19 protein-coding genes are annotated in these 17,310 nt (G+C 71.1%); 6 read left to right on the top strand and 13 right to left on the bottom strand.

The window, feature by feature from the left end; all coding sequences use genetic code 11:
• Positions 1–19: 19 nt before the first annotated feature.
• The 3 genes from ACH427_RS06990 to ACH427_RS06980 form a co-directional block, all read right to left on the bottom strand.
• A complete protein-coding gene (locus tag ACH427_RS06990; RefSeq protein ID WP_398868587.1) occupies positions 20–805 on the bottom strand; it encodes a GntR family transcriptional regulator in 786 nt (261 codons plus the stop codon).
• Between the two features lie 26 nt (positions 806–831).
• On the bottom strand, positions 832–1,614 hold the full coding sequence (locus ACH427_RS06985) for a hypothetical protein (RefSeq protein WP_398868377.1): 783 nt from the start codon (positions 1,612–1,614) through the stop codon (positions 832–834).
• A 206-nt stretch (positions 1,615–1,820) separates the two neighbouring features.
• The gene (locus tag ACH427_RS06980; RefSeq protein WP_398868586.1) at positions 1,821–2,831 is read right to left on the bottom strand and encodes an ROK family protein; all 1,011 of its coding nucleotides are present in this window, start codon (positions 2,829–2,831) and stop codon (positions 1,821–1,823) included.
• Positions 2,832–3,151: 320 nt separating this feature from the next.
• Between ACH427_RS06980 and ACH427_RS06975 the strand changes: the two genes are divergently transcribed.
• Together ACH427_RS06975 and ACH427_RS06970 are read left to right on the top strand one after the other, a co-directional pair.
• On the top strand, positions 3,152–4,258 hold the full coding sequence (locus tag ACH427_RS06975) for a Gfo/Idh/MocA family oxidoreductase (RefSeq protein ID WP_398868376.1): 1,107 nt from the start codon (positions 3,152–3,154) through the stop codon (positions 4,256–4,258).
• Positions 4,259–4,379: 121 nt separating this feature from the next.
• Positions 4,380–4,847: a heme-degrading domain-containing protein gene (locus ACH427_RS06970; RefSeq protein WP_398868585.1), complete on the top strand. Its 468-nt coding sequence runs from the start codon at positions 4,380–4,382 to the stop codon at positions 4,845–4,847.
• Between the two features lie 495 nt (positions 4,848–5,342).
• On the opposite strand, the gene ACH427_RS06965 is transcribed toward ACH427_RS06970, so the two are convergent.
• Both ACH427_RS06965 and ACH427_RS06960 read right to left on the bottom strand, forming a co-directional pair.
• Positions 5,343–5,774 carry a DUF6255 family natural product biosynthesis protein gene (locus ACH427_RS06965; protein WP_398868584.1) on the bottom strand — a complete coding sequence of 144 codons (432 nt, stop codon included), beginning with the start codon at positions 5,772–5,774 and terminating at the stop codon, positions 5,343–5,345.
• Between the two features lie 11 nt (positions 5,775–5,785).
• Entirely contained in the window at positions 5,786–6,115 is a 330-nt protein-coding gene (locus tag ACH427_RS06960; RefSeq protein WP_398868375.1) for a hypothetical protein, read from the bottom strand.
• Positions 6,116–6,307: 192 nt separating this feature from the next.
• Here ACH427_RS06960 and ACH427_RS06955 point away from each other — a divergent pair, with 192 nt between their 5' ends.
• Complete coding sequence (locus tag ACH427_RS06955; RefSeq protein ID WP_398868374.1) at positions 6,308–7,171, top strand: helix-turn-helix domain-containing protein; 864 nt, start codon at positions 6,308–6,310, stop codon at positions 7,169–7,171.
• A 10-nt stretch (positions 7,172–7,181) separates the two neighbouring features.
• Positions 7,182–7,394, top strand: a complete 213-nt coding sequence (locus ACH427_RS06950) for a DUF397 domain-containing protein (RefSeq protein WP_398868373.1) — start codon at positions 7,182–7,184, stop codon at positions 7,392–7,394.
• Between the two features lie 135 nt (positions 7,395–7,529).
• Here ACH427_RS06950 and ACH427_RS06945 read toward each other — a convergent pair whose 3' ends face one another.
• Positions 7,530–7,718, bottom strand: coding sequence for a hypothetical protein (locus ACH427_RS06945; RefSeq protein WP_398868372.1), 189 nt, complete (start codon positions 7,716–7,718; stop codon positions 7,530–7,532).
• A gap of 339 nt (positions 7,719–8,057) precedes the next feature.
• Here ACH427_RS06945 and ACH427_RS06940 point away from each other — a divergent pair, with 339 nt between their 5' ends.
• Positions 8,058–9,077 (top strand): tectonin domain-containing protein, encoded by a 1,020-nt coding sequence (locus ACH427_RS06940; protein WP_398868371.1) that lies wholly within the window; start codon positions 8,058–8,060, stop codon positions 9,075–9,077.
• Between the two features lie 83 nt (positions 9,078–9,160).
• Here the strand turns inward: ACH427_RS06940 and ACH427_RS06935 are convergent, their stop codons facing one another.
• The 6 genes from ACH427_RS06935 to ACH427_RS06910 all read right to left on the bottom strand — a co-directional run bounded on the left by ACH427_RS06935 (position 9,161) and on the right by ACH427_RS06910 (position 14,405).
• Positions 9,161–10,018: a fumarylacetoacetate hydrolase family protein gene (locus tag ACH427_RS06935; protein ID WP_398868370.1), complete on the bottom strand. Its 858-nt coding sequence runs from the start codon at positions 10,016–10,018 to the stop codon at positions 9,161–9,163.
• Between the two features lie 165 nt (positions 10,019–10,183).
• On the bottom strand, positions 10,184–10,870 hold the full coding sequence (locus ACH427_RS06930; protein ID WP_398868369.1) for a YidC/Oxa1 family membrane protein insertase: 687 nt from the start codon (positions 10,868–10,870) through the stop codon (positions 10,184–10,186).
• A gap of 92 nt (positions 10,871–10,962) precedes the next feature.
• Positions 10,963–11,265, bottom strand: a complete 303-nt coding sequence (locus ACH427_RS06925; protein ID WP_366004188.1) for a DUF6412 domain-containing protein — start codon at positions 11,263–11,265, stop codon at positions 10,963–10,965.
• A 93-nt stretch (positions 11,266–11,358) separates the two neighbouring features.
• Entirely contained in the window at positions 11,359–12,876 is a 1,518-nt protein-coding gene (locus ACH427_RS06920; protein WP_398868368.1) for a sodium:solute symporter, read from the bottom strand.
• Positions 12,873–13,070, bottom strand: a complete 198-nt coding sequence (locus ACH427_RS06915; protein ID WP_398868367.1) for a DUF3311 domain-containing protein — start codon at positions 13,068–13,070, stop codon at positions 12,873–12,875. Before ACH427_RS06915 ends, ACH427_RS06920 begins: the two co-directional genes overlap by 4 nt.
• 54 nt (positions 13,071–13,124) lie before the next feature.
• The gene (locus ACH427_RS06910) at positions 13,125–14,405 is read right to left on the bottom strand and encodes a DUF445 domain-containing protein (protein ID WP_398868583.1); all 1,281 of its coding nucleotides are present in this window, start codon (positions 14,403–14,405) and stop codon (positions 13,125–13,127) included.
• A gap of 306 nt (positions 14,406–14,711) precedes the next feature.
• Here ACH427_RS06910 and ACH427_RS06905 point away from each other — a divergent pair, with 306 nt between their 5' ends.
• Entirely contained in the window at positions 14,712–16,037 is a 1,326-nt protein-coding gene (locus ACH427_RS06905; RefSeq protein ID WP_398868365.1) for an SGNH/GDSL hydrolase family protein, read from the top strand.
• Positions 16,038–16,345: 308 nt separating this feature from the next.
• Here ACH427_RS06905 and ACH427_RS06900 read toward each other — a convergent pair whose 3' ends face one another.
• A complete protein-coding gene (locus ACH427_RS06900; RefSeq protein WP_398868363.1) occupies positions 16,346–17,308 on the bottom strand; it encodes an ATP-binding cassette domain-containing protein in 963 nt (320 codons plus the stop codon).
• Positions 17,309–17,310 lie beyond the last annotated feature (2 nt).

Here is a 17,310-nt window from a genome sequence, read left to right as displayed (position 1 = left end):
AGTGCCGGGTGGCCGGCTTCTACCGTTTCGTTCCCAGATGTGTGGTGAAGGAGAAGCGGTCGCCCCGGTAGAGCGACCGCACCCGCTCCAGCGGGCGGCCCTCGGTGTCCCGGGACAGCCGGTGGATCAGCAGCATCGGCAGCGCGGGCGGGGTGCCGATGAGGAGGGCCTCGCGCGGTGTGGCCAGTACGGTCTCCAGCCGCTCGTCCGCGTCCCCGAAGGAGATGCCGAGGTGATCGTGGAGATAGCCGTAGAAGGAGGAGTCCGGTTCGAAGTCGGCGTCCAGGCGCGGCACGCGCTCGACCGCCACATAGGTGCTCTCCAGGCCGACCCGCTCGTCGTCGGCGAGCAGTACGCGCTCCATGTGCCAGACGGGGGCGCCCTGTTGGACGCCGAGATCGGGCGCGAGCGCGGGCGGGCAGGGGAAGCGGTCGAGCCCGATGAGGGAGCGGCCGGGCCGGCGGCCCTGCCTGCGGACGCCCTCGGTGTAGCTGGCGAGGGCGAGGGGCTGTTCCAGCTTGGGGCCCGCGACGACCGTGCCACGCCCCGCGCGTCGCAGCCGCCCCTCCAGCAGCAGTTCACGCAGGGCCTGGCGAACGGTCTCGCGTGACACCTCGAAACGCACCGCGAGGTCGCGCTCGGTCGGCAGCGGCTCACCCTCGCCCAACTCGTCGAGCAGGGCGGCCACTCGGGTCTTGACCGCGTAGTACTTCGGGATGCGGCCGTGCTCGGGGATGCCCGCGCGGATGGGGGCGCCGGGTGCGGCGCCGGGTGTCTGCTCCCCCGTGCCGCCGGGGTAGTCCATGAAGTCCACGGCGCGATCCTCGCACCTCAGCGCCGTGCGCGCCGCGCCCCGAAGATCATGGAACCGCCGGCGAGGAGCAGCGCGAAGGCGGCCGCGCCGATCGCGAAGAGCGGCCGCTGGGAGCCGGTGTCGGCGAGCAGGGAGCGGCGCCCTGTCTCTGCGGCCTCCCCTTCGCCGGGCGCCTCGTCATCGGCGCGACCCGCGCCCGGGGCCGCGCTCACGGCGGTGCCCGAGACGCCGAAGGTGTAGTTGTCGGACTCCCCCACCCAGTCCCCGTCCCCACCGCGCCGCTGCACGGCGGTCACATTGAACGTGACCGGGCCCTCGGGCGCGCCGCCGGTGAAGCCGAGACGCACGCGTACGGGCACGGAAGCGTGCGCGGGCACCGCGAAGCCGGGGAAGTCCGGCGAAGTGCCCTCGAAAACCCCGACGTTCTCGGCCTCGTCGGTCCGCTCGAAGCGCACCGGCCGCCAGCGGGAGGCGGCCGTGTCGTAGAAGTCGAACCGGATGTCGCCCGGCCGCAGCGCGCGCGCCCGGTCCGCGAACACCGCCACCGGGTGCACGTCCCGGCAGTCGACCGCCGTGCCGTTGCGCAGCTCCAGCTCCCAGACCTGCTGGTCACCGCCGCGCTCGTATGTCACCGGCCCGCCCTTCAGCCGCGCGGCGATCGGGAAGGTGGCGTTCCCCGGACGGCCACAGCGCGATTGGACGGGCGCCCGGTCGAGGGGCGGCCGGGGATAGGTGGGTGCCGCCGACGAAACGATCGCGAGCGCGACGGCGCCGACGACGAGCGCACGGGGCAGGTACATCGCGAAACCTTTCCGGAGGGTCCGGGAACGCGAGTCACGCTGGCAGCGCGGGCCCGAGGCCGAAGGCCCGGCACGGCTCGGGTGGGCTGAGTGGGGGTGCGATTCCGCTCGATGTGCGTATTTTCTTTTGATCCGTACGGGCGGGGCGCCTACGGCCGGGCACGGGGCCGGGCGGAGCCCCGTGGGGATCGGGACGAGGCCCCTCGCTAACCAGCCGCTCCGCCGAACAGCGGTGCCAGCGCGAGTTCGGCCGCGCCCGCCACCACCGCGCTCGCCTCCGCCACCTCCACCCGGGTCACCTCGCCGACGACCGCCCGCACCCCCTCCTCGAACCGGGCGGCATCCGCCAGCACCGTCCGCCCTCCGAGCAGCACCAGGTCGATGTCCAGCAGCCGCACCAGATTCCTCGCCGCCACCCCCAACAGCCAGGCCGCGCGCCCCACATCCCGCGACGCCACCGCCTCCAGGCAGAGCGCCTCGACGCAGCCACGGCTGCCGCACGCGCAGAGCGGACCGTCGAGCTGGAGCACCTGGTGGCCGAACTCCCCCGCCCCCGTCCGCTCCCCCCGGTGCACGGCACCGCCCAGCACCAGCCCCGCGCCGAGCCCCGTACCCAGGTGGAGATAGGCGAAGGACGACACCCCACCGCGCGGCAGCAGCCCCAGCGCCGCCGCGTTCGTGTCCTTGTCGATCACCACCGGCACGCCGAGCCGTCCGGCGAGCGCGTCCCGCAGCGGGTATCCGTCCCACCTCGGGAACCCCGTCACCTTCCCCAGCACGCCGCCACGGTGATCGAGCGGGCCCGGCACGGCGACCCCGACGCCCAGGACGGTGGCCGGAAGCATGCCGTCCAGCAGCGCCCCGATCTCGGCCAGCACCGCCTCCGCCCCCGACCCGAAGGCCAGCGGAGCCGTACGCGTCTCCACCTCGGCGCCCGACAGGTCGACCAGGGTCGCCGTCATCGCGTCCCGGTCCAGGTGCAGGCCGACGGCGTGGCCCGCCTCCGGCACCAGGCGGAGCAGCATCGGCGGCTTGCCGCCCGTCGAGGCCCGGCGTCCGCCATCGGTGGCCAGCCCGGCCGCCCGCAGCCGCGCGCCGATCTTGCTGACGGCCTGCGGGGTCAGGCCGGCGCCCGCCGCCAGCTCGGCCCTGCTGGCACCCTCCGGCCCCGCGTCACGCAGCAGGCCGAGGACCACGGCGGTGTTGTGATCCCGCAGCGCGGCGAGGTTCGCCCCGGCGGGGCCGAGTGGCGTGGGGCCGACGGGACGGGTGTCCGGGCGGGCTCCCGGGCCCCCGCCCGGGCCGAGGTCTCCGCGGGTGGCGGGGCGGACGCCTGGGCCGACGTCGTGGCGGGTGGCCGGGAGGGCGCCTGGGCGCACGGCCGGGCGGGCCCCTAGGTCCGTGGCTGGGCGCGCACCTGGGCCCGTGGCCGGGCGGGCGTCCGGGGATGCGTCCGAGTCGGGGTTGTTCGTGCTGCTCACCTCACCATTGTCGTCACCGCTTGCACTTTCGCAACAGCGTTGCCAAAGTGGAGGGCATGGATGGCACCCCTGACACCCCCCGCACCCCCTACCGCGTCGGGCTCATCGGTTACGGCCTCGCGGGCTCCGTCTTCCACGCCCCGCTGATCGCCGCGACCGACGGTCTCGTCCTCGACACCGTCGTGACCGCCAACCCCGAGCGGCAGCGCCAGGCCGTCACCGAGCATCCCGGCGTCCGTACCGTCGCCGACACGGACGCCCTCTTCGCCCACGCCGACGAGCTCGATCTCATCGTCATCGCCTCCCCCAATCGCACGCATGTCGCGCTCGCCCGCACCGCCCTCGAAGCGGGGCTGCCCGTCGTCGTGGACAAGCCCCTCGCCGCGACCGCCGCCGAGGCCGAGGCCCTGGCCGGCCTCGCCGACGAACGCGGCCTGCTGCTCAGCGCCTTCCAGAACCGCCGCTGGGACAACGACTTCCGCACCGTCCAGCAGCTCGTCCGCGACGGCGCGCTCGGCGACGTACTCCGCTTCGAATCCCGCTTCGAGCGGTGGCGGCCCCGGCCCAAGGGTGGCTGGCGGGAGTCCGGCGACCCGGCCGAGATCGGCGGGCTCCTCTACGACCTGGGCAGCCACGTCGTGGACCAGGCCCTCGCCCTCTTCGGTCCCGCCGCCACCGTGTACGCCGAGGCCGACATCCGCCGGCCCGGCGCCGAGGCCGACGACGACACGTTCATCGCCATCACCCACACCAATGGTGTCCGCTCCCATCTGTGGGTGAGTGCCGTCACCGCCCAACTCGGGCCGCGCTTCCGGGTGCTCGGCACCGCCGCCGGCTATGTGAAGTACGGTCTCGACCCCCAGGAAGCAGCCCTGCGCGAGGGGCTCCGCCCGTCGGACGACCGTACTGCCTGGGGCGTCGAACCCGAGTCCGCCTGGGGGCGGATCGGCGCCGGCGAGTCTCCCCGTACGGGTGGCGGCGAACCCGTCCGCACTCTGCCTGGTGACTACCCCGCCTATTACTCGGCCGTGGTGGAGGCCCTCCTCTCGGGTGGTCGGCCGCCGGTTTCGGCTCGGGAGGCCGCGGCGGCTCTGCGGGTGCTGGAAGCGGCTCGGGTCTCCGCGGATGAGGGGCGTGTCGTGCGGATCGAGGCTTCGGCGTGATGGCTGGTGTCGCTTGTCCGGAGGCGGTTCAGGTGGTCGGAATCGAGCGGTGCGCCGTGCGGGCTGATCAGGTCGCCGGCGTCGAGCGGCGCACCGTGCGGGTTCAGGGGGCTGAGGCGTGATGGAGGAGGTTGCCCGCCTGGAGGACGATGAACGGCGGCTCGTTCTTGAGCGGTTCGGGAACGATGACGCCTGGGAGCTTGGGTCACTGCTCGTTTCTCTCGCCCGCGAGCGTGGTGCGGCGGTGACCGTCTCCATCCGGCGCGGTTCGCAGCGGCTCTTCCACTGCGCGTTGCCGGGGACGTCCGCCGACAATGACGCGTGGGTCGACCGCAAGTGCCGGGTGGTTGAGCGGTATGCGGAGTCCTCCTTCTTGGTCGGGGCGCGGTTCCGGGCCAAGGGACGTACTTTCGAGTCTCACTCCCGTCTTGATCCTGATCGCTATGCGGCGCATGGCGGGGCGTTTCCGATTCGGTTGCGTGGTACGGGGGTTGTGGGCGTGGTTGCTGTCTCTGGTCTGACTCAGGGGGAGGATCATGCGTTGGTTGTTGCGGGGTTGGAGCGGTATTTGGGGGCGGCGGGGGGCTGAGGGTGTCGGTGGGCTGAGGGTGTCGGGGCGTTCTCCGCTGGGTGCGGGTGATTCTGCGGGGGCGTTGCGCCTGCGGCGGGCGCCCTGGGGGTGCCTGGGGGGTGCCGTCTGTCGGGTGCGGGTTGTCTGCGCCTGCGGCGGGCGGCTGTAGGTAGCGCGCCGTCTGTCGGGAGCGGGCCGTTGCGCCTGCGGCGAGCCTGGGGGGTGCCGTCTGTCGGGTGCGGGTTGTCTGCGCCTGCGGCGGGTGGCCTCAAGCGCCGGCCGGGCTGGTTTGTGGTGGGTGCCGGGGGTGGGTCTTCCGGGCTGGGGACCTGGAACGCGGTGCGGGTGCCGTTTCGCGTATTGAGTGCCCCGAATTCGCACCGCGTTCCAGAACCCCACCCTCCAGCCCCACCCCCTCCCACCGGAGAGCAAGTGCGGCGCTGTTTGGGGTTGCCTGGCGGTGCCGCCTCTTGCGGCCTCGGACGTCCTCCTCTCCAACTCGCTCTTTCGGAGCTACTCGTTCGACCTCGGAGCCGTCTTCGTTCTCCAGGAACGCCGCATAGTGCGATTCCCCTCCCGCGTAAGGGTGGCGGTCGGGGGTCTGGGTGAGTGCCGAGGACTGCTGGTATCCCAGGGTGTCCAGCACCCATCCGGAGCTTTTTGCCGTGCGAGGGAGGTTCGGGAACCAGAGTTCGAGGTGGCGGGGTGTCCCGTGCCGGGGTCGCCCCACTGCGGCGTCTTCCTGTCGCGGCGGGTTCGGAGCATCAGCCACTCGGCGGCCGCGCGGTCCGCCGTTGTGGCGGTGTCGCGAGGTGGGGTCAGCGCTTGCGCTATTCCCGGTGGTCGTAGCGCGCGGTATTCCGTGAACCGCCTTACGCCGCAGCTTTCGCAGCGCGATTCGCCTCCGGTGTGCGTCCAGCCGCCGCGGTGGGTGCATGCGAGCATCCCGGTGGCGGTCACAGTCCGTGGTCCAGACGCCAGTGCGCTCGCTGGGCGAGGACCGCTTTTCCGGCTTTGAGTCTGTCGCCGCCGACTTGGGCGTCGCGCAGTGCGGTTGCCAGCTCCGGGCACTCCACGCAGCCTCGGAACGGTTTGATCGTCTGGGGCCGGAGCCCGGTCGCTTCCCGCTCGTCCCGCGTGGCCAACCGCAGCGCGGAGAAGGGCACTTCCCACTCGCGCCCGCCCCCTGGTTCGCGTAGGTGCACGCGCCTCCCCACGCTGTCGATCACCTGCCCGATCCGCTCCTCGCGGGTGTCCACCACGAATGCGCCGTTCCGATACGTCATCGCTCCGCGCCTTCCCCCAGTGTCGATGTGCGGCTACGCACCGTAGCCATGCGTCCACGATGGACCGCCATTTGGGCTAGCGCAACCAAGTTGGGCCCATAGTGGGCCAGCTTCATCCTTGTGGGTGATCGCACGCCTGCGGCGTGGGTTCTGGACCACACTGAGCACGCACTGCCAGCAGGGGAGGAAGCCATGGGGAACGCCCGCCGGACCGCTCGTCGCCGCAGACTGGGCGCCGAGTTGAGAGCGCTTCGAGAAGCGGCCAATATCTCGACCGAAGAAGCCGCGAGGGCGATCCACGGCGACAAGACGAAGGTCAGCCGACAGGAAACGGGGTTGTTCCGCACCACCCGGCTTGAGCTTGAGGTCTTGCTCAACCTCTACAGAGCTGAGGACGAGAAGCTGCGGAGGTGGCTCATCGCTCTCGCGGCCGAAGGAAACAAACGCAGTTGGTGGCACCGGTACAGCGAGGCACTCGCGAACCACTTCAAAGAGACACTGACATTGGAATCGGACGCCGCAAGCATCGCGGCGTTCCAATGTCGGGTAATTCCTGGGCTGTTGCAGACCCAGGCATACGCGACCGCTGTTCTCGAAGGCCAATCGCAGCCGCTGTCCGAGGAACAACTCAGGCTGTCCGTTGACATTCGCATGAGCCGCCAGAGCATCTTCCTCCGAGGAAATCCGCCGAAGTATGCGAGCGTTCTGACGGAGGGCGTGGTCCGCCAACAGATCGGCGGGCCACAGGTCATGGCGGACCAGCTACGACATCTGGCTTCCCTGAGTCAGAGTCCCGAGTTGGCGATCCAGATCATCCCCTACTCACAGAGCAGGTTCACAAACACCAGCGGATCCTTCATCCTGTACTCCTACCCTGAGCCTCTGGAGTTCGATGTCGTCCAGGTGTCGTACCTCGGCGGGGATCTGTATCTGGACGAGGACGAGGCGGTAGCGAAGTACCGCAAGGCATTCGAAGAGCTGCAAGCTTCAGCACTGTCGGTCCAGGAGTCAGCCGAGCTGATCTCATCCATCGCGCAAGAACTTGAACGCGAGTGAGGTACATCCCGTGATACACCACGACTTCTCCCCCTACAGATGGCGCAAGTCCTCTTACAGTCCTGACGAAAGTGCCGACTGTGTCGAAATACGGCTCGCAGGCGACGACCGCATAGCCATACGGGACAGCAGGGTCCGCCATAGCGGAACGCTCGCCGTCCCGCCCCGGACCTGGGCGGCTTTCGTCCGCGCCATAGAGCACGATCTGATCAAGCCCACCTGATGGAGCCCCTCCGAATTCAGGTGCCGGCACCTGGGACGTCGCCAGACGCGAGAACGGCCTGTCGGTCGCGCCCGGCGAGAAGAGCGCCCTGACCTCGGCGCCGCGCCATCGCTGACCTGCCCGGGCGGCGGTTGGTTACATCCGGCGGGACCGTACGAGGACCATCAGGCCCAGTCCCGAGCCGGCGAGCACCAGGCCGCCGCCCAGCACCATCATGTCTCCCAGGGGAGGAGCGCTGTGGTGGCGCGCCGGCATGTAGCGCGCGGGCGGGCGGTCCAGGCCCGTGAACGCGCACACCAGCAGCGCACCTGACACCACCGTCATGGCGACCAGCGGTCGCCGGCCGCGCCACCGTCTCGGACGCCGGTGCCTGCCTGTTCCGCCCAATACCTTGCGCATGTCCGAAAATATGCACACTCGGGGAGCGCGGAAGGGGCAGCACACGCCCCCGTTCCCCCGAATCGCCGCACCCGCTCCACCCGGTCACCGTGCGTCTGCACGGTTTGCGCCAGCCCGCCGTCCGCTCTGTGCCGGGGCCGGGCCGCCGTTGTAGGGTTCGGGCGCTTGAGCTCGATGCGTGCCGATCGACGTACAGAAACCGGGCGTTGGATCCAGCGCCCCGGCCCCGTGGGTTTTCGTTTCTGCACAGGAAAGGGCAAGCGCATGGGTAAGAGATCAGGTAAGAGACACAGACGGATCGGGCAGCTGTTCCGTTCCTTCAGAGCAGGTGTCGCGGCCGCGGCGGTCGTGACGGTGCTGGCCGCCGCGCCAGGCGTCGGCCCCTCGGAAACGGCCTCGGCCGCGACGCCCTCGTCCCACAGCGTCAGAACGACCTCCCCCTTCGGTTCCTCCATAGCCGCGGCCAGGAACGCGGACGGACGGCTGGAGCTGTTCGGCGTCAACAGCGGTGACGCGATCTTCCACCGGTCGCAGAACACCATCGGCGGTTCCTGGTCGAACTGGGTCCAGTTCGACGGCGCGCTGCGTGCCGTCGCCGCCGAGACGAACGCCGACGGCCGGATGGAATTCTTCGGCGTCAATGGCGCCGGGAACATCTACCACCGCTGGCAGACCTCACCGGCGGGCGCCTGGTCGGGCTGGGAACAGCTCGACGGACTGCTGACCTCGGTCGCCGTGGCGCGCGACGTCTACGGGCGACTGGAGCTCTTCGGCACCAACAGCACAGGCGGCATCTTCCACCGCTCGCAGATCTCCATCGGTGGACCGTGGTCGGGCTGGGACCAGATCGACGGCGCGCTGACGCAGGTGGCCGCGGAGGCCAACGCGGACGGGCGGCTCGAACTCTTCGGCGTGAACAGCGCCGGGAACATCTTCCACCGCTATCAGACCACCCCCGGCGGATCGTGGACCGGATGGGTGCAGTTCGACGGAGCGCTCACGACGATCGCGGCGGCGCGCAACGCGGACGGGCGGCTGGAGATCTTCGGGACCAACAGCGGTGACGCCGTCTTCCACCGCTCGCAGAACTTCAGTGGGACCCCCTGGTCGGGCTGGGCGCAATTCGACGGCGCGCTGAGCCAGGTGGCCGCCGAGACCAACGCGGACGGCCGGATCGAGCTGTTCGGGGTCAACAGCGCGGGGAACATCTACCACCGCTGGCAGACGTCCGTGAACGGCCCCTGGTCGGACTGGGCGGGCTTCGACGGCATTCTGCGACCCTGACGTGGCACCGGGGCCACGCCCCGGTCCCACCGGACGAGCCGGGCTCCGGCCGGGCTCGTCCGCTTCCGGCTCGTCCGGCGCCCCTACGCGTCCTTCAGTTGCTGCCGCTGGCGGCCGAGGCCCTCGATCTCCAGTTCCATCACATCGCCCGCCCGGAGGTACGGCTTGGGGCCGGGGTGGCCGTCCGCCACTCCCGCGGGGGTGCCGGTGTTGATGATGTCGCCGGGGTAGAGCGTCATGAAGCGGCTGACGTAGCGGACGACCTCGGCGACCGGGAAGATCTGGTCGGCCGTCGTGCCGTCCTGCTTCAGCTCGCCGTTGACCCACAGGCGCAGGCGCAGGGCCTGTGGGTCGGGGACCTCGTCGGCCGTGACCAGCCAGGGGCCCAGCGGATTGAAGGTCTCGCAGTTCTTGCCCTTGTCCCACTGGCCGCCGCGGTCGAGCTGGAACTCCCGCTCCGACACGTCGTTGGCCACCGCATAGCCGGCTATCGCGGCCAGCGCCTCCGCGTCCGTCTCCAGGTGGCGGGCCGTGCGGCCGATGACGACGGCCAGCTCGATCTCCCAGTCGGTCCGCTCGCTGCCGCGCGGCACCAGCACCGCGTCGTCCGGTCCGACGACCGTGTCCGGTGCCTTGAGGAAGAGGACCGGCTCGTCGGGGGCCGGTACGCCGAGCTCGGCGGCATGGCCGTGGTAGTTGAGCCCCACGCACACGATCTTGCCGATACGGGCGACCGGCGGGCCGGTCCGCAGGCCCTCCGGGTCGAGGGCCGGGAGGATCCGGGCGCCCACCGCGGCCCGTACGCGCTCCAGCGCGGAGCGGTCGCCCAGCAGCCTTCCGTCGATGTCGTCCACGACGGTGGTGAGGTCGCGGAGCGTGCCCTCGTCGTCCAGCAGGGTGGGGCGTTCCGCCCCTGGCGGGCCTGTGCGCAGCAGCTTCATCCGGTCTCCCGAGGTCGTGGTCGGCGGTTGCCCGTCCGGGTCGGCCGATGGGGACGGCCATCGAGGGATCGGTTTGATCGTGTGCGAACGGAGGGGGGCTCCGCAAGGGAGGTTTCGGCCTGTCGGCGGCCGATGTCTTTCTCCTCCGCAAGCGGAACGGATCCCTCAGGCGCCGGACGGGGCCGCGGGCAGCCCTCGGGTCAGATACGCCCGCTCCACCGCCGTCCACGCGCTGCTCGTCACGAGATAGAGCCCGGCCGCCAGCGGGACCACGGCCACCGTGATCAGCGTCCCGAAGGAGAGCAGCGGCAGGAACTTCATCAGGCCCGGGGCCCCGGCCGGGGCCGGCGTGCGGCGCGCGCGGACGTACGTCCAGGTGGCGACCGCGGCGACCACGACGAACAGGGCCGCGTACACCGGTCCCTGCGCGCCGAACGGGGCGTCCGCCCAGTGGCCGCCCAGCCTCGCGCCCAGCAGCGTGTGGTCCAGCAGGCCGGGCGCGCCGCTGCTGAAGAGGTGGTACATCACGAAGAGGACCGGCAGCTGTGCCAGCGAGGGCAGGGCGCCGGCCATCGGCGACACTCCTGCCTTCGTGTGTGCCTCGCGCATCGCCCGCATCAGCCGCTCGGGGTCGTTCTTGTGCTTGCGCCGCAGCTCGGCCATGCGCGGGGCGAGTTCGGCCTTGGCCCGCTGACCGCGCGCCGCCGAGCGGGCCAGCGGGTGCAGCGCGAGCCGCACGCACAGCGTGAACAGGATGATCGCGACGGCCGTCGCCGAGGCGCCGAACAGCGGGTCGATCGCCCCGGCCAGGGAGGTGAGGCAGGAAAGGAGAGGGGAGACGAAAGCGGACATGGTGAGCCCTCCACGGGTCTCGTCGTGCCGGAATCAGAGGCATTCGGGCGTGACGAGCCGCGCGGGCTCAGCGGGAGAGAAGCGGTGAGCGCCTACGCGGCCGTCGGGAGGGCACGGCCGGGCGCGCGAGGCCGTCGCCGGCCCCGTCCGTCGGGATCGCGCTGGGCGAGGAACGCCGTACGCAGTTCCCGGTCGCGGATCGCGGTGCGTATTCGCGTGGGGGTGAGGGGGCCGCCGGTGCCGGCCGTGGCGGCCACGGCGGACAGCAGCAGGGCGGCCGCGACGGCCGTGGTCGCGGCGAGCGCGACCACGCCGAGCAGGCCGCTCTGCGCGAGCAGCAGTTCGGACAGCAGGAACAGGAGCACGCTCACGTGCGTACGGAATACGGCGTTCATCAGCGCGGCCCCCTTCCCCGTCGAAAGCTTCTCTGTCGAATCTCAGCGTGACGGGCGTTCAGTCATTCGCTCGTCCATTCGCTCGTTCCGATGCTAGACGGTGCCACTGACAACGGCCTCACCCGGGCCAGGATCACGCGCCAGCACCTCGTCGTCCGGCCGCGCGGCGTCCGCGGGGCGCGGCCGGGGTCCCCACCAGGAGACGGCCAGCGCGACCAGCACGTTCACGCCCAGGGCGAGCGCTCCCGCGTTCACGCCCCACACGGGGTCGTGGTCGGTGAAGACCAGGGCGCAGACCAGCGTTCCGCCCGCCACGAGGCCGCTCATCGCTCCCCACAGCGTCAGCTTCCGCCACACCAGCCCCAGCAGAATCATGGGGACGAGCTGGGCCATGCCCTCGTACGAGATGAGCGACAGCCGCACCAGCGTGTTCGGCGCCGTGTAGGTCATCAGCAGGGCCAGCGCGCCCGCGGCCACGACGACCACCTGCGCGCCCGTCTTCTGCCGGTCGGGGCGACCGGCCAGCCGGGGCATGACGCCGAGCACGCTCTTGCCCCACATCGTGCCGATGACCAGCATGAACACCGCCATCGGCACGATCGACGACAGCGCCGCCGCCACCCCGATCAGGCCGACCGCCCAGGCGGGCAGCGAGTCCACGACCAGCTTGAAGAGCGCGAGGTTGGAGCCCGCCCCGGTGAGGCCGGGCACGACGAAGAGCGCCGCCATGCCGAGGAGCATCGGCACGAACAGCAGGACGTTGTAGAACGGCAGCAGCATCGCGTTGCGGCGCAGGGCGTCGGCGTTCCGCGCGCCGAGGTAGCCGGCCACGGTCGTCGGGAAGATGACGACCGTCAGGGAGTTGAGGAAGCTCGTCGTCACGAACCAGCCGCCGCCGAGCCCGCTGCCGCCGTGCCCCGTGAACGTCAGCCAGTCCGGCTTCTCCGCCACGATCCGGTCGAGGAACGGCCCGTAGCCGTCGAAGTAGTGCAGCGGTACGTAGCACGCGAGGAAGCCCAGCGTGCCGATGACCAGCACGTCCTTCAGGACCGAGACCCAGGCGCTGCCGCGCAGCCCGCTCACCACGACGAAGCCGGTCGTGACGGCGAAGGCGATGAAGTACGCCCAGTTCAGGCTGATCGCGCCGTAGGAGATCGTCGAGACGACCACGCCCATGCCGGTGATCTGCAGCTGGATGTACGGCAGCAGGCAGACCGTCGCCAGGATCGCCACCAGCGTGCCGAGCCAGGGCCTGTTGTAGCGGTGGGCGACCATGTCGGTGATGGTCACGAGACCGTGCCTGCGGGCGTACGACCAGAGGGTCGGGCCGACGACGTAGCCGATGGCGTACCCGCACGACATGTACGCGATGACGTAGAGCACCGGGGCGCCGTAGTTGTAGCCCCAGCCCGCCGCGCCCAGATAGCTGAAGCTCGTATAGCCCTCACCGGCCATCAGCACCCAGATGAAGACCGTGCCGAGGCTGCGGCCGCCCACCGACCACTCGGCGAGCCCGCCGCCCGCTCCCCTGCCGCGCACGGCCAGCAGGCCGAGGGCGACGGTGAGCACCATGAAGACGGCGAAGACGGAGGTGGCGACGGTGGCGTTCATACGCGGCCTCGCTTGCGGTCACCGCGCCAGGCGAGGAAGACGGCGGCGGGGGTGAGGAGCGTGGCGAGGAGGAGCCAGGCGAAGAGGAAGGGCAGACCGAGGACGGTCGGACGGATCCGGTCCACGAGGGGCAGGGTCCCCAGGAACAGGACGTACGGGATCAGCAACCACAGCAAGGTGGGACGTTTCAGCACGGGCCGACCCTAGCGTTGCCCGTTGCTGACGGTCCGTCGTACCCGGGGCTCGCGTTACGCCCCCACCAGCCGCGACGCCGAATAGATGCACAGGCCCGCCAGCGCGCCCACCACCGTGCCGTTGATCCTGATGAACTGGAGGTCCCGCCCGATGTGCGCCTCGATCTTGCGGGTGGTGTGCTCGGCGTCCCAGCTCGCGATGGTGTCCGTGATGAGGGCGGTGATCTCGTGGCGGTAGGTGGTCACGACATAGACCGCCGCGTCCTCCAGCCAGCCGTCGACCTTCGCGCGGAGGCGGTCGTCGCCGGCCATACGGGCGCCCAGGGAGAGCAGTCCGGCGCGCACGCGGAGGCGCAGTTCGCTGCGCTCGTCCTCGGCGGCGGCGACGACCATGGCGCGTACGGAGCTCCACGTGGAGGCGATCAGGTCCTGCACCTCGCCGCGCCCGAGCACCTCGGACTTCAGCCGCTCGACACGGGCCCGGGTGTCCGTGTCGGAGCGCAGGTCGCGCGCGAAGTCGCCCAGGAAGCGGTCGACGGCGCCGCGTGCCGGGTGGTCGGGCATGTCGCGCATCTCCGTGACGAAACGCAGCAGCTCCTTGTAGACCCGCTCGCCGACCTTGCGGTCCACGAAGCGGGGCGTCCAGCCGGGCGCGCCGCCGGTGACCGCCTGCATCACCGAGTCACCGTGGGTGACCAGCCAGTCGTGGGCCCGTACGCACACCAGGTCGACGACCCTGTGGTGGCCGCCGTCGGCGACGATCTTCTCCAGCATGTTGCCGAGGCCCGGTGCGATCTCCTGGGCGTCGGCCCTGCGGGTGATGGCCTCGCCGACGACGGCCTGCACATCGGAGTCGCGCAGGACGGTCAGGGCGCCGCGCAGCGCCGTGGCCAGTTCGGCCGTCACCCGGTCGGCGTGCTCGGGGTCGGCGAGCCAGCCGCCCAGCCGGGAGGCGATGCCGACGGTGCGCAGCCTTACGCGTACGACATCGCCGGAGAGGAAGTTCTCGCCGACGAACTCACCGAGGCTCCGACCCAGCTGGTCCTTCTTGGTGGGGATGATCGCGGTGTGCGGGATCGGCAGGCCCATCGGGCGGCGGAAGAGCGCGGTGACGGCGAACCAGTCGGCCAGCGCGCCGACCATGCCCGCCTCCGCGGCGGCCGCGACATAGCCCGCCCAGGCTCCCGCGCCCGCGGACTGTCCCCACTTCGCCAGGGCGTACACGAGCGCGACGAGGAGCAGCAGCCCGGTCGCGAGCGCCTTCATGCGGCGCACGCCGCGGCGTTTCTCCTCATCCGCGGCGCTATAGGTGAGACCTCCCGCCCCCGGGGGCATGACTCCCTCGGCGGCTCCCGAAGCGTCGTCAGGGGAGTGTTCCATCCGCATCACCCGTTCCAGCCGTCATCACGTGCATTGTCCCTACCCGGGGTACTCCGGGAACGGACCGCGAGTTCCCCGCGTCTGACAAGTCGCATGTGACACGTTGCGTGACCCCACCGGCCGACAGGCGCACCCCCCGGCCCCCGTGGGATCATGGAACGGCGATCGGACCACGAGGGCGTTGTTGCTGATCAGTCGCTGTCTCGTCCCCCGGTTCCGCACCGGAGCGTCTCGCTCCGCCACTCCCAGGAGAAGCTCGCCATGAACAGGCCACCTCTGCCCCGAAGTACGGCCTACGCCGTGCTCGCCGCACTGGCAGCCGTGGTGATTCTCGTCTCGACCGCGATATTCGTCGGCGTCGGCGGTCGCGGCCGCACACCCGCGGCGGAGCCGCACGAGGCGCATGGCACGGCCGCTCCGGCCGCCTCCGGCGAATGGGTGGGCGCCTGGTCCACCGCGCCGTCGGGCGCCGAGCCGAACACCCTCCGGGGCTTCCCCGGGATGTCCATCCGCAACGTCGTGCACAACGGCGTCACCGGCACGGCCGCCCGGATCCAGCTCTCCAACCTCTACGGCGCGCAGCCGCTGCCCGTCGCCCACGCCTCCCTGGCCCTGGCCGCCGCGCACGGCTCCCCCGCCGCCGTCCCCGGCAGCATGCGCAGGCTGAGCTTCGGCGGGCAGCCCACGGCCACGATCCCGGCCGGGCGGTCGCTGCTGAGCGACCCCGTGCAACTGGCCGTGACCGCCGGAGCCGATCTGCTGGTCACCACCTTCTCCCCGGCCCCCTCGGGCCCCGCGACCTATCAGAACCAGTCCCGCCAGACGTCCTACCTCGCCCGCGGCGACCGGGCCGAGGACACACAGGGCGCCGGCTACACCACCAAGGTCCAGTCCTGGCGCTATCTGACCGGCGTCGACGTCTGGTCCCAGGAGACCCGCGGCGCGGTCGTCGCCTTCGGCGACTCGATCACCGCCGGCTACAACTCCACCCCCGGCACCAATCACCGGTGGCCGGACCTCCTCGCCACCCGGCTGCGCACCGAGCCGGGCGCACCCCGCTACAGCGTCCTCAACGAGGGCATCAGCGGCAACCGCATCCTGCTCAGCAACGCCGGGCCGCCGCCCGCGAACAACGCCAGCGGTCTGGAGCGCTTCGACCGCGACGTCCTCGGCCGGACGGGCGCACGTGTCGTGATCATGGCGCTCGGCGTCAACGACATCCTGCGTACGCCGCAGCAGCGGGATCCGGCACGGATCGTGGCCGGCCTGCGCCAGCTGGTCGAGCGGGCGCACGCGCGGGGGCTGCGGGTCGTCGGCGCGACGATCACGCCGTTCGGCGGGCACAAGGGGGCCGTGGACCTTCAGGAGGTCACCCGGCAGCGGGTCAACGAGGTGATCCGGTCCGGTCAGGTGTTCGATGCGGTGGTGGACTTCGACCGGGTGCTGCGGGATCCGGTGTCTCCGGAGTCTCTGCTTCCCGCGTACGACTCCGGGGATCATCTGCATCCGAATGACGCGGGGTATCAGGCGATGGCCGACTCGATCGATGTCGAGGTCTTGAAGGGTGAGGCGGTTACGGCGCTCTGAGGGGTGGCCGGGGGTACGGTGCGGAGTCGCCTGCGGCGGGCTTTCCCCGGCCCCGCCTCTTCCCGGCTGCGTCTGATGTGCGGCTCCGCCGCGTGGGGGGCAAGCCCCCAGACCCCCAGGAACACGGCTTTCGCCGCGTTGCCCTCAAACGCCGGACGGGCTGGATGTGCGGACCATAGCCGACACCATCCGCCCGTCCGGCGATTGAGGACGCGGCCGCTCCCGCCGCAGGCGCAGAACACCCCGCACCCGCCCTCGCTCTGGCCGTCGTCCGAGAAGGCCGGGCGGAAAACCCTGGGCTGAGGCCGTCACACCTCCCGCTCCGCGTACATCCTCGCGATCACGTCCTCGATGTCCGGTTCCTTGACGGACAGGTCGACCAGCGGATACCGCTCCGCCACCGCCGCCACGATCGGGGCCGCGCTCCGGTCCGCCGGGAAGGCCAGCCACTGGCGGGGGCCCTCGACCTTGACCGTGCGGGCGCCGGGGACGCCCTCGATGGGCGGGAGTTCGTGTTCCAGGTCGACCACGAGGGTGCGTTCGCTGCCGCCCACCGCGTGGAGCGTGCTCAGCCCGCCGTCGTGGACGAGGCGCCCGTGGTCGATGACCATGACCCGCTTGCACAACTGCTCGATGTCGGTGAGGTCGTGCGTGGTGAGCAGGACCGTCGTGCCGCGTTCGGCGTTGACCTCGCGGAGGAACTGCCGGACCTTCGCCTTGCTGATGACGTCCAGGCCGATCGTCGGTTCGTCGAGATAGAGCACCTCGGGGTCGTGCAGCAGCGCCGCCGCGATGTCACCGCGCATCCGCTGCCCGAGGGAGAGCTGGCGGACGGGCACGTCGAGGAGCTCGCCGAGATCGAGGAGCTCTACGCAGCGGTCCAGGTTGGTTCTGTAACGGGCGTCAGAGATGCGGTACATGCGGCGCACCAGTCCGTACGAGTCCCGCAGCGGCAGGTCCCACCACAGGGTGGTGCGCTGCCCGAAGACGACGCCGATGCGGTGCGCCAGCTTCGTCCGCTCGCGGGAGGGGTCGATCCCCGCGACGCGCAGCCGGCCGCCGCTGGGCGTCAGGATGCCCGTGAGCATCTTGATGGTGGTGGACTTCCCGGCTCCGTTGGGGCCGATGTAGCCGACCATCTCACCGCGCGGCACCCGGAAGCTGATGCCGTCCACGGCCCGCACCCGGTGCCGCTCGCGGCGCAGGAGACCGGCCTTCCGGCGTACGTCGAACACCTTCTCCACACCGTCGAGTTCGATGAAACCGTCCATTG

Source organism: Streptomyces sp. NPDC020379 (assembly GCF_044387105.1).
GTDB lineage: Bacteria > Actinomycetota > Actinomycetes > Streptomycetales > Streptomycetaceae > Streptomyces.
This window is presented reverse-complemented; position numbering and strand designations above follow the sequence as displayed.

What these genes read in the sequence shown, in the direction of transcription:
- ACH427_RS06990 (WP_398868587.1), bottom strand. Translation starts at nt 805, where the DNA reads ATGGACTACCCCGGCGGCACGGGGGAGCAGACACCCGGCGCCGCACCC.
- ACH427_RS06985 (WP_398868377.1), bottom strand. Translation starts at nt 1,614, where the DNA reads ATGTACCTGCCCCGTGCGCTCGTCGTCGGCGCCGTCGCGCTCGCGATC.
- ACH427_RS06975 (WP_398868376.1), top strand. Translation starts at nt 3,152, where the DNA reads ATGGATGGCACCCCTGACACCCCCCGCACCCCCTACCGCGTCGGGCTC.
- ACH427_RS06970 (WP_398868585.1), top strand. Translation starts at nt 4,380, where the DNA reads ATGGAGGAGGTTGCCCGCCTGGAGGACGATGAACGGCGGCTCGTTCTT.
- ACH427_RS06965 (WP_398868584.1), bottom strand. Translation starts at nt 5,774, where the DNA reads ATGCTCGCATGCACCCACCGCGGCGGCTGGACGCACACCGGAGGCGAA.
- ACH427_RS06960 (WP_398868375.1), bottom strand. Translation starts at nt 6,115, where the DNA reads ATGACGTATCGGAACGGCGCATTCGTGGTGGACACCCGCGAGGAGCGG.
- ACH427_RS06955 (WP_398868374.1), top strand. Translation starts at nt 6,308, where the DNA reads ATGGGGAACGCCCGCCGGACCGCTCGTCGCCGCAGACTGGGCGCCGAG.
- ACH427_RS06945 (WP_398868372.1), bottom strand. Translation starts at nt 7,718, where the DNA reads ATGACGGTGGTGTCAGGTGCGCTGCTGGTGTGCGCGTTCACGGGCCTG.
- ACH427_RS06940 (WP_398868371.1), top strand. Translation starts at nt 8,058, where the DNA reads ATGGGTAAGAGATCAGGTAAGAGACACAGACGGATCGGGCAGCTGTTC.
- ACH427_RS06935 (WP_398868370.1), bottom strand. Translation starts at nt 10,018, where the DNA reads ATGAAGCTGCTGCGCACAGGCCCGCCAGGGGCGGAACGCCCCACCCTG.
- ACH427_RS06930 (WP_398868369.1), bottom strand. Translation starts at nt 10,870, where the DNA reads ATGTCCGCTTTCGTCTCCCCTCTCCTTTCCTGCCTCACCTCCCTGGCC.
- ACH427_RS06925 (WP_366004188.1), bottom strand. Translation starts at nt 11,265, where the DNA reads ATGAACGCCGTATTCCGTACGCACGTGAGCGTGCTCCTGTTCCTGCTG.
- ACH427_RS06920 (WP_398868368.1), bottom strand. Translation starts at nt 12,876, where the DNA reads ATGAACGCCACCGTCGCCACCTCCGTCTTCGCCGTCTTCATGGTGCTC.
- ACH427_RS06910 (WP_398868583.1), bottom strand. Translation starts at nt 14,405, where the DNA reads ATGCCCCCGGGGGCGGGAGGTCTCACCTATAGCGCCGCGGATGAGGAG.
- ACH427_RS06905 (WP_398868365.1), top strand. Translation starts at nt 14,712, where the DNA reads ATGAACAGGCCACCTCTGCCCCGAAGTACGGCCTACGCCGTGCTCGCC.
- ACH427_RS06900 (WP_398868363.1), bottom strand. Translation starts at nt 17,308, where the DNA reads ATGGACGGTTTCATCGAACTCGACGGTGTGGAGAAGGTGTTCGACGTA.